The sequence below is a fragment of the Halopseudomonas sp. genome (assembly GCF_036960865.1).
Lineage (GTDB): Bacteria > Pseudomonadota > Gammaproteobacteria > Pseudomonadales > Pseudomonadaceae > Halopseudomonas.
Map to the genome: position 1 here is coordinate 421,588 of NZ_JBALWE010000001.1, position 15,816 is coordinate 437,403.

Sequence of the window (15,816 nt, forward strand, 5' to 3'; positions counted from 1 at the left end):
CCAGCATAGCCCCTATGATGTACCACTGACCCCCGAGGGAACAATCTTCAGCATGACAGCACTCTCCACTCTCGCCACCGAACTGACCAACCGCTTCGGCACGCCAGCCGCCGAGAACACCGGCACCAGCCTTTGTTGGCTGACACACGAGGGCGTGGTCGCCGTGGATGGGGCCGACGCAGAACGCTTCCTGCAAGGCCAGGTGACCTGCGATGTTGCTCGCCTGGGCACAGCCCAGACTACCCTAGGCGCACGCTGCAATCCCAAGGGCCGCATGCAGTCGAGCTTTCGACTTCAGCGCAGCGAAAGCGGATTCCTACTGAGTATGGCACGCGAGCTGATCGCGCCGCAGCTGGCTGACCTCAGCAAGTACGCGGCCTTTTTCAAAACCACCCTGTCTGACCAAACCGAAAAGTGGGTACGCCTTGGCCTCTGGGGCGAGTCTGTGGCACAGGCGCTGGCAGCCGTTGAGCTGCCACAGCCTACCGACAACCAGTTGCTGATCACAAACCATGCTCGCCTGATTGGCCTGCCCGACGGTGCTGTCGAAATCTGGCTGGCAGCCGACCACGCGCTGAAGTTGACCGATCAGTTACTCGAACACTGCAGCGCCGACAACACCAACAACTGGCTGTTACGCCAGATTCAGGCCGGGATAGGCCAGGTGACCGGCCCGACGCTTGAGCTATTCATTCCGCAAATGCTGAATTTGCAACAACTCGGTGGCGTCAGCTTCAAGAAAGGCTGCTACACCGGCCAGGAAATTGTCGCCCGCATGCAGTATCTCGGCAAACTGAAGCGCCGAATGTATCGCCTGCTGCTGGCTGGTGACGTCGCCCCCGATCCAGGCACCCCGATTGTTGATCGCGATAGCGGCAAAAGCGTTGGTGAGGTGGTACTCGCTGCCAACGGGCGGAAACTGGTAGAAATGCTGGCCGTGTTGCAGAAGGATGCGGCACAATTAGCGACATTGAGCGCAGGAAATGGCCAAGGGCCACTACTTACCCTGGGCGACCTGCCTTACGACTCGGAAATGGCAGCCACTGAAGAGGCTGCGCAGTAGCAATCACCAAGGGACTACCCATGACAGATCTGGCACAACGCGTACAAGAAGAGCTGATCCAGGCGATTGAAAAAGACCAACTGGTACTGCCAACCCTTCCGGAAGTGGCGCTGCGCGTGCGCGAAGCGGCAGAGGACCCGGATGTCAGCATCCCGCATCTGGTAAAAGAAATCAGCACCGATGCGGCGCTCAGCGCGCGCCTGATCAAAGTGGTCAATAGCCCGTTGCTACGCAGCCGGCAGGAAATCACCGATCTGTCGATGGCCGTCAATCGCATGGGCATCACCTACACCGCCAACCTCGCCACCGGGCTGGCCATGTCGCAGATGTTTCAGGCTACTTCTGACGTGATTGATCGCAAGATGCGCGAGGTATGGAATCGCAGCACCGAAGTGGCCGGCATCAGCCACGTGCTTTGCCGTCACTACACACGCCTCAAGCCGGATCAGGCCACGCTGGCGGGCCTGGTGCATCAGATCGGCGTACTGCCAATTCTGAGTTACGCCGAAGAGAATAATCAACTACTGCGCGATTCCATCAGCCTCAATCTGGTGATCGAGAAAATCCATCCGGTACTGGGTGATCGCATTCTCCAGGCTTGGGACTTTCCCGAGCCACTGCGACACGTGCCGACGGAACATCTGAACTTCGCTCGAGATTCCAGCGCGGTGGATTACGCTGACGTGGTACAGGTCGCGGTACTTCAGTCACTGGCCGGCAGCGCGCATCCTTATGCGCAGATGGACTGGAGCACCATCTCGTCCTTTGCCAAGCTCGGTCTCAACCCGACCGAGGAGCAAGAGGACGAAGACCTGTCAGCGGAAATGGAAGCCGCCATGCAGCTGCTGGGCTAGTCTCCCAGCAGCACCGCTATTTGCCCGTCCATTGCGGCGGGCGCTTGTTGAGAAATGCATCCACCCCTTCGCGGGTATCCTCCAGCGCAAAAAGATCCACAAAACGCTCACGTTCACGCGGCAGCATACTGTTCATTGGCTGCTGTCTGGCCCCCTGAATCAGCTCCTTGCAATAGCGCACTGCAGTGGGGCTCTGCCGACTTACCCGAGCCGCCAAGTGCAGGGCCGCGCCTAGCGCCTGGCCCTGCTCAACACACTCTTCCACCAGACCAATCCTCTCGGCCCGCACGCCGTCGACCCGCTCGCCACACAGAATCATGCGCTTGGCCCAACCTTCGCCGACCAACCAGGCGAGGGCCTGGGTGCCGCCTGCGCAAGGCAAGAGGCCAACACTGGTCTCGGGCAGGCACATCACAGCCTGGCGTTCGGCAATACGCACATCGCAGGCCAGGGCACACTCAAGGCCGCCACCCATGGCGTAACCGTTGATCGCCGCAATGGATACACCGGGAAAATCGCGCAGCGCCTCGAAGGCCTCCCCAAAAAGTCGCGACAGCTCACGGGCTCGGGCTGCATCTCCGTCGGCAAAAAGCTTGAGATCGGCGCCAGCGGAGAAGAACCTCTCTCCACGACCGGTAATAACCAACGCGTAAATCTCGCTGTCTCTAGCCAGGTGCCTGACCAGCTCGGGCAGACCGTGCAGCGTATCGCTATCCCAGGTGTTGGCCGGCGGATTGTCGATGGTCACCAGCGCGGTGTGGCCGACCTTTTGCACCACCAGCTTGTCGGTACGCGGGACCAAAGCGGTATAGGGTTGCAGTGCGTGTTCCATAACACCTCCAGAACGAACCAGACAGGTTATTCGACAGCAGGCAGGCGCCAGTCCACAGGCGTCATGCCGTGTTCTACAAGATAGTCATTGGCAGCAGAAAAGTGTCCATTGCCGATAAAACCGCGATGCGCCGACAGCGGCGAAGGATGCACCGATTTGAGGATGCAGTGCCGCTCGGCGTCTATCTGCTGGCCCTTGCGCTGCGCATAGCTGCCCCAGAGCATGAACACGCAATGACTGTGATGGTGATTGATTACCTCGATCACTTTAGAGGTAAAAACCTCCCACCCGCGGTTGGCATGCGCACCCGCGTTGGCTTGCTCTACAGTGAGCACCGAGTTCAGCAGCAGCACCCCCTGCTCCGCCCAGGACTGCAAACAGCCATGGGCCGGTATCGGCAAGCCTAGGTCGCGCTCCAGCTCCTTCAGCATGTTCTTCAATGAGGGCGGCTGGCGCACGCCCGGCGGCACGGAAAAGCTCAGGCCATGCGCCTGCCCCGGGCCGTGGTAAGGGTCCTGACCAAGAATCACTACCTTGACCTTGTCGAGCGGCGTTGAATTCAGCGCGTTGAAGATCAGCGGGCCCGGCGGGTAGATCTGCTTGCCAGCGGCTTTCTCCGCCTGCAAAAACGCGCGCAGCGACTGCATATACGGCTGCTCGAACTCACCCTCCAGCGCCGCCAACCAACTCGGCTCAAGATCAATGCGTCGCTCAGCCATGCTTACTGCGCCGCCGGGACTGTCTGCTCTATACAGCGCACCACGCGGTCACGGCTGTCCTTGAGAACACCGGCCAGGCCGTTCATATGACTGGCGTGCAGCACCAGAATGCCGTCGACGCATTCGGCCTCGTGCTTGGCGGGATTGCTGCGCAGCTGGCCGGCGTCTTCGGAGCCCACGGTCACCAGACGGTAATCCTCCAACTCCAAGCCCTCTTCCGGCTTGGCAAAATTCAGATAGCCGTACAAGTGCAGCACCACTACGGTGAAAAAGATGCTAGCCATCGCGGTGAGAATCAACGGCAACTTGTTTACTTCACGGGACTCCGACATCAACAGCTCCAGTTACAGGATATTCGCGTAGTCAGCTTCGACTCGCTCAAGACTCAGGTTGTTCAGGAACCCGGAAAAACACATCCAGGCACTCAGGGCATTCAGGTCGGCAAAGGGCGCGGGCAGGTAGCGTGGCGGTACCACCAGACCTTCCTCTACCAGTTGGTTCAAGGTACGCATATCCTCCAGCGTGGTCTTGCCGCAGAACAGTAGCGGAATCTGCTGCAACTTGCCCTTGCGCACTGCCAGTTGGATGTAGTTGTAAGTGAGGATAAAACCTTTGAGGTACACCAGATCTTTGGTAAACGGCAAACCGGTACTGCTGGAGCCACGAAATACGCGACTGGCGTTGTTGTAACCGTCCTCACGCGAATAACCCTCGTCGCGGTAGAACTGGAACACATCCATGAAGTCGCCGCCGGTTTCGGCAATCTGAATGGCGCGAGTGCGACCGGTCAACTTGCGCAGGCGCGCAGGGTAAGAGGCAAAGGTCAGCACCTCCATCAGAATCGCCAGGCCTTCCTGGGTTACGGTAGAAGAAGGCGGGCCCTTGGCCAGGAACGTACATATCGGTTGATGCTGGCCGTTCAGACTGGTCGCCACGTGCACCATACCCTCGTGCACCGCAAGAATGTTCAGATCGCGCTGATTGAACTTGGCGTCACTGCGAATCTTGATGTAATCGGCACCCGCGGCGGCATCTGCCACGATGCCATCCGACTCGAACACCCGCACAGCCTGGTCATCAGGGAAGGCGTCGTTCATGCGCGCCTGCAGGATCTCCACCGCCTCGGGCGCAGCAATCGTCTTGGGTTCGCGGGCGATTTCGGTGCGCGCGATGTTGCTCAAGGATTCGCTCAAAGCAATGCCAAGGTCAGTCAGCGTCGGATCACCGGCGTGAAATGCATCAGAGGCAGCACCGTACAGCTCCTGCGAGATCAGGCCGAAATCCGGATTACCGCGCGCTTCGAGCATGCGAATCACCATGCGGTATTCACGACACATGCGCCGCATGATCTGCCCAACAGGGTTGAATGTACCAAGCTGTCGAGTAATGTCACGCTCGATATCTTGGAACACCTGGCGCAACTCGCCGGGGCTATACCCCAACGGCCGCTGGGCGTAGTAATCGGCCGTGATATCCGGCAGAGCCTTGCAGCGCTTCTGAAAAAAAGCGTCGCGAACACTGTCATCCCACTTGATGGCATCCAGCACCCGAATCGGTGCTTGGGCCTCGACAATGCGATCCGAAAGACTACGAATAACCAGTTGATACTGTTCGTTCTGTTTCACGACGGCTCCCTTCGAACGCAACTGTATGCTGCAAGTACCAAGCTACAAGCGGTTCCCACATTCTGACAGCCTTGCCCGCTGCCGGGAACAACGAACACGCCTCAACTCCGTGCGCGGGCAAATGCCGCGTACAGCTTGCCGCTGACGTGGTTAAACCGCTTCCGGACGCATATGCGGAAACAGAATCACATCTCGGATCGAAGGCGCATCGGTCAGCAGCATCACCAGACGGTCGATACCGATGCCCTCACCTGCGGTCGGCGGCATGCCGAACTCCAGCGCGCGAACGAAGTCGGCATCAAAGTGCATGGCTTCGTCGTCGCCTGCGTCTTTGTCCTTGACCTGGGCGTGGAAGCGCTCGGCCTGGTCTTCCGCGTCGTTAAGCTCCGAGTAGGCATTGGCGATTTCACGACCACCGATGAACAGCTCGAAACGGTCGGTCACACTCGGGTCGTCGTCGCTGCGGCGGGCAAGCGGCGACACTTCGAATGGATAGCGCGTGATGAAGGTCGGCTGCTCCAGACGGTGCTCTACCAGTTCTTCAAAGATCATGGTCTGCAGCTTGCCCAGACCTTCGAAGCCTTTCACGTCGGCACCGGCTTGCTTGGCGATGGCGCGTGCCTTGTCCAGATCGCGCAGGTCGGCAGCGCTGATGTCGTCGTTGTACTTGAGGATGGAATCGAATACCGACAAGCGCGCAAAGGGCTCGCCGAAGTGGAACACCTTGCCCTGGTAAGGCACATCGGTGCTGCCAAGAACCAACTGCGCCAACTCGCGGAACAGCTCTTCGGTCAGGTCCATGTTGTCTTCGTAATCGGCGTAGGCCTGATAGAACTCCAACATGGTGAATTCGGGGTTGTGACGGGTCGAAACGCCCTCGTTGCGGAAGTTGCGGTTGATCTCGAACACCCGCTCAAAGCCACCAACCACCAGGCGCTTGAGATACAGCTCAGGGGCAATCCGCAGGAACATGGGCAGGTCCAGCGCGTTGTGATGCGTCTCGAACGGCTTGGCCGCGGCGCCACCCGGAATGGTTTGCAGCATCGGTGTTTCCACTTCGAGGAAGTTGCGCTCGTTGAGGAACTTGCGGATATGGCCGATGACCTTGGAGCGCACCATGAAGGTGTTGCGCGTATCTTCATTGACGATCAGATCGACATAGCGCTGACGATAGCGCTGCTCGGTGTCGGTCAAGCCGTGATGCTTGTCGGGCAAGGGGCGCAGCGATTTGGTCAGCAGTGTGACCGCCGTCATGTGCACGTACAGGTCGCCTTTGCCGGAACGCGCCAGGGTGCCCTCGGCGGCAATGATGTCGCCCAAGTCCCAGTGTTTGATGTCTTCCAGCGTCTCCGCCGGCAGCCCCTTGCGGTCCACATACACCTGCAGGCGCCCGCTCATGTCCTGCAGCACAATAAAGGCGCCACGGTTGAGCATGATGCGGCCAGCGATTTTTACCGGTATAGCGCTTTCGGCCAGCTCTTCCTTGCTCTTGTTGGCATAAGTCTTTTGCAGCTCGCCGCAGTAGCTGTCGGGACGAAAATCATTGGGGAAGACCGCACCCTTCTCACGTGCGGCGGCCAGTTTGGCTTTGCGCAGTGCGATGAGCTGGTTTTCTTCCTCGTGTTGCGCTTGCGGGTCTTGCTGCTGATCGGTCATGTCGGTGAAATCCCGGAAAATCAATTCAATAGGTTGGCCGCGAAGACGTTACGCGCGACGACTACAGGCCCTGCTTCAGACTGGCTTCGATAAACTCGTCCAGATCGCCGTCCAGCACCGCATTGCAGTTGCTGTTCTCGATGCCGGTACGCAAATCCTTGATGCGCGACTGGTCCAGCACGTAGGAGCGAATCTGGTGGCCCCAGCCGATATCGGATTTGGTGTCTTCCAGAGCCTGCGCTGCTTCGTTGCGCTTCATCATTTCCAGCTCGTACAACTTGGCCCGGAGCATCTTCATCGCGGTATCGCGGTTGGCATGCTGGGAGCGCTGGTTCTGACAGCTAACCACGGTATTGGTCGGCACGTGGGTGATACGTACGGCCGAATCGGTGGTGTTAACGTGCTGACCACCAGCGCCGGAGGAGCGGTAGGTGTCTACGCGCAGATCCGAGGGGTTGATATCGATTTCGATGTCATCATCGATTTCCGGCGCGGCAAACACGGCGGAAAACGAGGTGTGCCGGCGGTTACCTGAATCGTAGGGGCTCTTGCGCACTAGGCGGTGTACGCCAATTTCGGTGCGCAACCAGCCAAAGGCGTATTCGCCCTTGATGTGCACGGTGGCACTCTTGATGCCGGCCACTTCACCTTCGGAGAGCTCGACGATCTCGGTCTCAAAACCGCGCTGATCGGCCCAGCGCAGGTACATACGCAGCAGCATATTGGCCCAGTCCTGCGCTTCGGTGCCGCCGGAACCGGCCTGAATATCCAGATAGCAGTTGCTGGCATCCATCTCGCCGCTGAACATGCGACGGAACTCCAGCTTCTCCAGTGCGACCTGTAGACGCTCCAGCTCGACCACCACATCATCCACGGCGCCCTGGTCTTCTTCTTCGGCTGCCATTTCCAGCAGGTCCGAGGCGTCGGCTAGGCCGCTGCTCATCTGATCCAGGGTTTCCACGATCTGCGCCAGCTGCGCGCGCTCGCGGCCCAGGCTCTGTGCCCGCTCGGGTTCGTTCCAGACGCTGGGGTCTTCCAGTTCGCGCTCTACTTCGATCAGCCGTTCGTGCTTTTGATCGTAGTCAAAGATACCCCCGAATGGTTTCGGAGCGACTACGCAGATCTTTGATGGTGTTCAGAATCGGATTGATTTCCATGTTGACTCGTCCCGGCAGGAAAAAGCCGCCATTGTAGCGGAAATCGGCCGCTGAGTGCAGCGTCTGCTTGCCTGTTGCACAAGCACGCCACACTCACTCGGGCCGCATCGTACAGCCCTCAGGCCAGCACGCGCCGGCCTGGGAACACTAGCTACCTGGGTACTATAGCTTGAAGCGGGCAACCAGCTGGCTCAAGGTCACGGCCAGACGCGAAAGCTCCTGGCTCGCCGTATTGGTCTGCTCGGCACCGGCGGCGGTCTGCATCGACAGATCACGAATATTAACGAGATTGCGGTCCACCTCTCGAGCGACCTGAGCCTGCTCTTCGGAAGCACTGGCAATCACCATATTGCGCTCGTTGATAGAACCCACAGCGCGAGTGATGTCTTCCAGTGCCTCACCCGCCGCTTGTGCCAGCCCCAAGGTGTCATTAGCCTGCCCCATGCTCTTCTGCATCGCGGTGACCGCACCGGCAGCGCCCTGCTGCACCACCGAAATCATGCGCTCGATTTCCTCTGTCGACTGCTGTGTGCGGTGCGCTAGAGCCCGCACCTCGTCAGCCACCACGGCAAAACCACGCCCCTGCTCGCCGGCCCTCGCCGCTTCGATGGCCGCATTCAGCGCCAGCAGGTTAGTCTGCTCCGCCACCGCGCGAATGACATCTAGAACCTGGGAAATGTTGTGGACATCCTTAGCCAGCCCTTCAACGCTGTCGGCGGTCGCAGTCACGTCTCCAGCTAGAGCGTTGATGGAGGCCACCGTCTGACGTACCTTTTCACCGCCATCACGAGCATTATGATCGGTCTCGCGGGAAGCTTCGGAGGTACTTACCGCATTGCGTGCAACTTCTTCTACGGCTGCGGTCATTTCGTTTACCGCCGTTGCCGCCTGCTCCATCTCATGGTTCTGCTGACGCAAGCCACGGGTAGCATCTTCGGTGACCGCATTCAGCTCTTCAGCAGCCGATGCCAGCTGCGTCGAAGAGTTACTGATGCCCTGAATGGTCTCACTAAGGCTGCGCTGCATGTCGCGCAGCGCGCTTAACAGCTGCGCTGGCTCATCGCGACCTGCGATATCGAAGCGCTGAGTCAAATCGCCAGCGGCAATCACCCTGGCAACGCCCAGCGCTTCAGCCAGCGGGCGAACGATGCTACGCGTTAGTAGCAGCGCCAGACCCACAGTCAACAGCAAGGCGGTGAGCGACAGGCCCACCACTATCATCAAACCGCGTTTGTAGCCCTCGTCAGTCGCCTTGGCAGCGGCGGCGGCACCCTGCTGATTGAGCTCAGTGAGATGCCTCAGCTGCAACATCATCTCGTCGGCATACTGATTCAACCCACCAGTGACCGCAGCCTCGGCCTCTTCCTGTCGACCCGCTTCGACCAAGCCGACGACCAGGCGCTGCTGGCTCATGTAACGCTCAGAAGCGGCCTTGAACTGTTCATACGCCATGCGCTCCTGCTCCGAAGCAATTAGCGCTTCGTAGCGTTGCTCAGCAGCCAGCATCTCGCTTTCGGCGCTCTGCACACGCTGCAGTGTATCGGCAAGCTCAGTGCTGCTGAGCGTCATTGCGCGCAACGTCAGAGCACGCACCCGCGCACTGGCGAGCCCCATGTCATTGGTTTCAACAATCGCAGGCAACCAGTTCTCATCTACCTGTTTGGCCATCTGGTCCATACGCTGCATCTGAACCAATGACATTACGCCGAGCATAATCATTAAAAGGGCGAGAACGGCAAAGCACGCAGCGGCTCTCAGGCCAATACTGCTGTTTCTGATCCACATAGTTCCTCCAATCATTGTTCAACAACCCGACAGCATCGGTTGCCAAGCACTCGGGTCAGAGATGGCTTCGAAGCCCGCCCTTTGCCAACAGCATAGGCCAGCCCGTGCCACACGAGCGGAAATGGCCGTGGCCCGCACAGAGCCGCGGCGTTATAACACAATTAGCCGGCGGCGCTTTGCTTATCCATTACGCATGCAAAAAATGCCGCCCACGTGAGTCCGAAAGACCAGTATGAGAGACATTTAGCGTGATAAAGGAGGAACTGTGCCCACCGTTTTCACCAAGGCTCGGCACAATGCCTGAGAAAAGTTATCGCCCGAAACAGCGCAGAAACACCAGTGTGCCAACGCCCCAGAAGCCATTGAGGATAAAACCGATGATGAAACGCGCGGGTAACTGCGCCAAGTTGAAGCCATAGCCCTTAAGGGGGAACACCACCAATAGCGCCACCACCGTCAGAGCGATACCTCCGAATAGCGCAGCCTTCAACCAGACCAGCTGACTACCCAGGCGAGCCAGTACCCACACTAGCACCAGCCCCCAAAGCCCGCCCCAAAAGCTGGCCGACAGCACCGCCGGAACGCCAAGCGGCGCGGTGGCTGCCAACGAAAATGGCGCAAAGGGCACAATGCCAGCCGAATGCAGCAGCCCCAGAGCAACCTGATGAAAACACAGAACCGCCAGAAATCCCGCCGTGAACGCCAGTAGCCAATGTCGCATGAATCACCTCTGATCAATGATTACTGACTATAGCAGCGTTCAGCCAAGCAGCACCTCTTCAGCCGGCGAGGCGTCATAAGCCACCGCTGACAGCTTTACCAGCACCGGGTGAATCATGCTCGCTGACTGAGGGCGACTGAACCAGTATCCCTGCACGAAGTTGCAGCCTTCGGTATGCAGAAAGTCCATCTGCTCCGGGGTTTCAATACCCTCAGCGATCACGTCCATTTCCAGGCCCCGCCCCAGGCCGATAATGGCCCGGCTGATGGCCTTGAGACGGTCGTCATCCGGTGCCTTGGTAATAAAGCTCTTATCAACCTTGATGATGTGCAGGGGATAGCGATGCAGGTAGCCCAGGGAAGAGAATCCGGTACCGAAGTCGTCCAATGCAATGCGCACGCCCATGCTTTCCAGTTCACGCAGCGTAGCGAGGGTATCGGGGACATCTCGCATCAGCAGACTTTCGGTAATTTCCAGCACCAAGCTGGCAGCTGGCAAACCGGTTTGCTGCAATATGCTCGCAACCCGCTGAGCAAAGCCCTCTTCCTGCAGCTGCCGACTGGACAGGTTTACCGAGCAGCGCAACCCCGGCAGGCCGTTCTGCTGCCAGTGTTGCACCTGGGTGCAGGCCTGTTGTAACACCCAGTCACCCACTTCGACAATCTCACCCGTTTCTTCCAACGCAGGAATAAACTCATCCGGCGGCACCAGGCGCTCGCCCTGCCACCAGCGCAGCAACGCCTCGACGCCCACTACATGCGAACGCCCCGCCGATACCTGCACAATTGGCTGGTAATAAAGTTCAAACTGCTGACGCGCCAGCGCCTCGCTCAGCGCGTTCTCCAGGTTAAGGCGCTGATGCACTTCTTCTTGCAGACTGTCGTTATAAAGCGCCAGCTGCGCCTTGCCAAAAGCCTTGGCCCGATACAGCGCAAGATCGGCTTCGCGCAGCGCATCTTGCTGCTCGCCTTCGCCCTTCAGCGGAGCCACGCCAATGCTGACACTGACGCTGAGACGGCGTGAACCGGCAATAATCGGATAGTGCAAGGCGTGCATGATACGTTTGGCCACCAGCTCGGCATCATGCGCCAGCGCCATGTCATCCAGCAGCACAACAAACTCATCCCCGCCAAAACGACACAGGTGATCACCGGGACGCAGGCAGCGCTCGATGCGCTTGGCCACCTGAATCAGCACCTGATCTCCCGCCTGGTGGCCCAGACTGTCATTAATCAGTTTGAAGCGGTCCAGGTCAATGAACAGCACGGCGGCATGCCGCGCACCCGGCTTGGCTTGGCGCTGTAAGGCCTGCGCAATCAGCTGGCTGGCACTTTGCCGGTTAGGCAGACCGGTTAGACTGTCGTGCAGCGTAGCGTGCGCCAACTCCTGCTCGGCCTGCTTGCGTTGACCAATATCTGTCTGCGATCCCGCCAGCAACCGCTGACCATACACGTCAGTACTGACTACACCACGGATCAGCACCCAGACCAGTTGCCCCCAACTATCACGCAACTGGCACTCCAGATGAAGAAAGGCCTGGCGTCCCTCCAGGTGCGCCTGCACGGCCGAACGAAAGCCCAGGCGCTGCGCCTCCGGCATGAGCATGGCCCACTGCTGCAAAGTAACCGGGGCACGCTGACTATCGAGGCCCAACATCGCCAGCCAACGCTCGGATAGATGCAGACGATCATCATCCACATGCCACTCCCAGATGCCATCGTTAGCCCCGCGCAACGCTCTGGAATAGCGATCCTGGCTGTCCTGCATTGCCATCTTGTCGGCGCTGGCGTAGCTATCCACGGTCAGCGCGATGTCAAAAAACGCCGCCTTGAGCAAGCTGGCGTAAAGCTGCTCGGCCACCGCTGGCTGCTCAGCCCAAGTACGACGAATGGCGGCGTGCATGTAATCGAGGTAAAAGTGGAAGGCGCCGAGATACCATTTCAGGTCAAGACCATGGCGCTGATGGGTCAGACCGACCAGCAAGCGCAACCGGGCATATTGCAGATCGTAGGGGCCACGCAGCATCTGACTGAAGTAGCGCTGCTGCTGCGCTTTGAGATACTGCAGACGCTGTGGTTCGCGCAGCTTCTGCGCCGGTGGTTCGAACCCATCAAGATGGGCGAAGAGAGCCTGAACGCAATCAATATGCAGCGCATCCAGCTGCCGCAGGTGGGCGTGTAGCGCCGGCAAACCAGCCTCATTGATCAGCAGCAGCCGCAGGCGCTGACGAATGTCGTCATGGCCCAGCCCAAGACTGCGCTGCATCGTAACCAATTGTTGTTTGAGGTCCGGCACCCGAGACTTCCTTGAACGTGCGTTTTTTCATGTGCCACAGTCAGACTAGGCACCAAACCGTGACGCACTTGGCATTTTTGTACCATCATCAAAGCGGAAAGCAGGCTAGGCGTCAATCCCCCTATTGAGAAGTATACCCATTTAGGTATCGGCCAATGCTTCGACATGGCGCACCATCAGTTGCAGGCTCTGGCGCCCCCGGAACTCATTGATATCCAAGGTATAAGCTACACGAACCGAGGTAGCGTGCGGATTGGGCCAGCACTGCAAATCGATGTTGAAGGCAATAGCATCGTACAAGTCGCTGCCGCCCGGCAACTGTAATAGCATTTTGAGATGACGCTCACCCACAAGGCGCTGCTGCACCAGTTTGAAATCGCCATTGAACAGAGGCTCAGGAAAGTGCTGCCCCCAGGGACCAGCCTCGCGTAATTGCCCTGCGGTCTGCATGCAAAGCTCGTGGCCCTGCAGGTCGCCGTCGGACAGCAACCGACCGGTCAGATCAGCCGCGCTCAACTGGCGTCGCACCTCGGTATCAAAGGCCTGGCGGAAAGCGTCGAAATGCTCGACAGCCAGCGACAAACCGGCCGCCATGGCGTGACCACCAAATTTGCTGATGAGCTGCGGGTGCTGTGCCGCGACTGCATCCAGCGCATCGCGAATGTGCAGGCCCGCGACCGAGCGCGCGGAGCCCTTGATCTGCCCCCCGCCAGCATCGGCGAAAGCGATGACCGGGCGGTGAAAGCGGTCCTTCAGACGGGACGCCAGAATGCCGATAACACCCTGGTGCCACTCGGCGTCAAACAGGCACAGCCCAAAGGGCAGATCAGCCTCATCCAACTGCATGGCATCAAGGGTTTGCAACGCCTGTTGTTGCATCTCCCGCTCGATGCTCTTGCGGTCCCGATTGAGGCCGTCGAGTTCACGCGCCATATCCAGCGCCAGCCCCTCGTCTTCCGTCAGCAGGCACTCAATCCCCAAACTCATGTCATCCAGCCGCCCAGCCGCATTCAAACGCGGGCCAACGATAAAACCCAGATCGGTAGAGACCAGTTTATCCGCGGCGCGCCCAGCGACTTCCAGCAAGGCGCGAATACCCGGTCGGCAGCGTCCGGCGCGAATCCGGGCTAGCCCCTGATGCACCAGGATGCGGTTATTCGCATCCAGTGGCACCACATCCGCCACGGTGCCCAGGGCAACCAAGTCCAGCAACTCCGCCAGATTCGGTTCACCCCCGCCGCCAAACCAGCCCCTGTCACGCAAGGCCGCGCGCAGCGCCAGCATCACGTAGAAGATCACCCCAACCCCGGCCATCGCCTTGCTGGGAAAGCCGCATCCGGGCTGGCTCGGATTGACGATGGCATCAGCCTGTGGCAATTGCTCGCCAGGCAAATGGTGATCCGTCACAACAACCTGCAGTCCCGCCGCTTTCGCCGCGGCCACACCTTCGATACTGGAAATACCGTTATCTACGGTCACCAACAGATCCGGCTTGCGCTCCAGCGCAACAGCGACAATTTCCGGGGTCAGGCCGTAGCCATACTCAAAGCGATTGGGTACCAGATAATCAACACTGGCAGCGCCAAGCGCACGCAGCGCCAGCACCGCGACACTGCTTGCGGTGGCGCCATCAGCGTCAAAATCACCGACAATCAGAATGGACTGGCGCTCAACCAACGCTGTTTGCAATACCTGAACCGCAGCATCGATACCGCGCAGCTGTTGATAGGGCAGCAACGCCTGTAAACGGCGATCGAGCTCGCCGGCATGGGCGACGCCCCGGGCGGCGTAGAGCCGGGTCAGCAAGGGAGGAAGACCACCCAGATCAGGCAGTTGTTCAGGACACGGGCGGGGCTCAATCAACATACAGCTCAGCGCTCACCCAGCAGCCACTCAAGCGCCAGCTCGTGCTGCGCTTCGCCATCACTCACGTAGAGCACCCCGTCGCTGATCATCACGCCCCAGTCGATGGTGCGCACCATGTTCTCGGCCAGCGCATCCAGCTCTTCAACCGGCAACGCGGCGATGTTCAGGTTCTTCAGGCCAGCGACCGCAGGCAACTGTTTGGTTGCCCAGACCTTGGTGTTGCCATAGGCCAGCAATGAGACTTTTTCGGCGCGGCGCGAGCACCAGATCAGCCGTTCCGAGTCCGGCTGTCCGACTTCAATCCAGTGTTCAATTCGATCGTCCAGGCTTTTGTGCCACAGTGCTGCCTCATCCACATCAGAGAGCCCACGGCCGAAGGCCAGCCGCTCCTGATACCACAGTGCGTAGGCCAAAATACGCGTGGCCAATCGCTGCTCGGTCTCCGAAGGGTGGCGCGCCACGGTCATGCGGACGTTTTCATACACGCCCAAATCGGTATCGGTGATATTGAGCTGAACCTTGTAGGGAGTTGCCTGCTGCGCCATGGAAAGAGCTTCCTGAATCGAATAGGGCAGCAGTGTAACCCAACTGCTAGCTGAGCCAGAGCGACTGACGAAAGAATCCGCTACTGGTCATCAGGCGCGGAGGGACGCTTAATTAACAGCGGCACCAGATGCAGGATGATAAACGCCATTCCGGCTGCCAACAGGGCTGTCGCCTCGTGACCAAGGCCGATGGTGACGCCGATCGCGGCGGTGAGCCAGATACCTGCCGCCGTCGTAAGCCCCTTGACCTCATCGTTTCCGTTGCGCTTCAGAATCGTCCCCGCGCCGAGAAAGCCAACACCCGCCACAACGCCTTGAATAACGCGGCTCATGGCATCATCCATGGCGCCGGCGATATCCGGCACCAGCACAAACAGCGCCGCACCCAGCGACACCAGCATGTGGGTGCGCACACCAGCCTCCTTGCCTTGCTGCTCGCGCTCCAGGCCAAGCAAGCCACCCAGCAGCACGGCGAGCACCAGGCGCAAGGTAATGCGCGTGCCCTGCTCGATGTCCGCCAGGTCGGAGAATTCGTCCAGCAGCGTATTACCAATAACCGTCAGCGTTTCCTGCGTCCAGGCCATGTTTATATCCCTTTTACCATTGCTACTGGGTAGTCAGAGTAACCTTAGCACTCAAGGTTCAGCCGTCGCGCGAGCGATACCAAAAAGCCAGTATTTGATCGCGACGCCCCGGTT

14 protein-coding genes are annotated in these 15,816 nt (G+C 59.2%); 2 read left to right on the top strand and 12 right to left on the bottom strand.

What is annotated here, in order from left to right; translation table 11 throughout:
- The first annotated feature begins 52 nt into the window (after window positions 1–52).
- Window positions 53–1,063, top strand: coding sequence for a CAF17-like 4Fe-4S cluster assembly/insertion protein YgfZ (ygfZ, locus tag V7747_RS01990; RefSeq protein WP_335614380.1), 1,011 nt, complete (start codon window positions 53–55; stop codon window positions 1,061–1,063).
- Between the two features lie 20 nt (window positions 1,064–1,083).
- Entirely contained in the window at window positions 1,084–1,917 is an 834-nt protein-coding gene (locus V7747_RS01995; protein WP_335614381.1) for an HDOD domain-containing protein, read from the top strand.
- Between the two features lie 16 nt (window positions 1,918–1,933).
- Here the strand turns inward: V7747_RS01995 and V7747_RS02000 are convergent, their stop codons facing one another.
- The 12 genes from V7747_RS02000 to V7747_RS02055 all read right to left on the bottom strand — a co-directional run bounded on the left by V7747_RS02000 (window position 1,934) and on the right by V7747_RS02055 (window position 15,702).
- Entirely contained in the window at window positions 1,934–2,749 is an 816-nt protein-coding gene (locus tag V7747_RS02000; RefSeq protein WP_335614382.1) for an enoyl-CoA hydratase, read from the bottom strand.
- 26 nt (window positions 2,750–2,775) lie between these two features.
- Entirely contained in the window at window positions 2,776–3,468 is a 693-nt protein-coding gene (gene ung / locus V7747_RS02005) for a uracil-DNA glycosylase (RefSeq protein ID WP_335614383.1), read from the bottom strand.
- 2 nt (window positions 3,469–3,470) lie between these two features.
- Window positions 3,471–3,800, bottom strand: coding sequence for a hypothetical protein (locus V7747_RS02010; RefSeq protein ID WP_335614384.1), 330 nt, complete (start codon window positions 3,798–3,800; stop codon window positions 3,471–3,473).
- A 12-nt stretch (window positions 3,801–3,812) separates the two neighbouring features.
- Window positions 3,813–5,093 (bottom strand): flavohemoglobin expression-modulating QEGLA motif protein, encoded by a 1,281-nt coding sequence (locus V7747_RS02015; RefSeq protein ID WP_335614385.1) that lies wholly within the window; start codon window positions 5,091–5,093, stop codon window positions 3,813–3,815.
- Window positions 5,094–5,243: 150 nt separating this feature from the next.
- Complete coding sequence (lysS, locus tag V7747_RS02020; RefSeq protein ID WP_335614386.1) at window positions 5,244–6,749, bottom strand: lysine--tRNA ligase; 1,506 nt, start codon at window positions 6,747–6,749, stop codon at window positions 5,244–5,246.
- Between the two features lie 61 nt (window positions 6,750–6,810).
- Window positions 6,811–7,906, bottom strand: a protein-coding gene (gene prfB / locus V7747_RS02025; protein WP_335614387.1) for a peptide chain release factor 2 whose coding sequence is annotated in 2 segments (ribosomal slippage) — window positions 6,811–7,833 and window positions 7,835–7,906 — 1,095 coding nt in all. Because the reading frame shifts where the segments join, the coding sequence is not laid out codon by codon here.
- Between the two features lie 162 nt (window positions 7,907–8,068).
- On the bottom strand, window positions 8,069–9,691 hold the full coding sequence (locus tag V7747_RS02030; protein WP_335614388.1) for a methyl-accepting chemotaxis protein: 1,623 nt from the start codon (window positions 9,689–9,691) through the stop codon (window positions 8,069–8,071).
- A gap of 310 nt (window positions 9,692–10,001) precedes the next feature.
- A complete protein-coding gene (locus V7747_RS02035) occupies window positions 10,002–10,412 on the bottom strand; it encodes a hypothetical protein (RefSeq protein WP_335614389.1) in 411 nt (136 codons plus the stop codon).
- Between the two features lie 39 nt (window positions 10,413–10,451).
- Window positions 10,452–12,707, bottom strand: a complete 2,256-nt coding sequence (locus tag V7747_RS02040) for an EAL domain-containing protein (protein WP_335614390.1) — start codon at window positions 12,705–12,707, stop codon at window positions 10,452–10,454.
- Window positions 12,708–12,848: 141 nt separating this feature from the next.
- On the bottom strand, window positions 12,849–14,573 hold the full coding sequence (recJ, locus tag V7747_RS02045; RefSeq protein WP_335614391.1) for a single-stranded-DNA-specific exonuclease RecJ: 1,725 nt from the start codon (window positions 14,571–14,573) through the stop codon (window positions 12,849–12,851).
- Window positions 14,574–14,578: 5 nt separating this feature from the next.
- A complete protein-coding gene (locus V7747_RS02050) occupies window positions 14,579–15,118 on the bottom strand; it encodes a YaeQ family protein (RefSeq protein ID WP_335614392.1) in 540 nt (179 codons plus the stop codon).
- Between the two features lie 80 nt (window positions 15,119–15,198).
- Window positions 15,199–15,702, bottom strand: coding sequence for an MgtC/SapB family protein (locus tag V7747_RS02055; protein ID WP_335614393.1), 504 nt, complete (start codon window positions 15,700–15,702; stop codon window positions 15,199–15,201).
- Window positions 15,703–15,816: the final 114 nt, after the last annotated feature.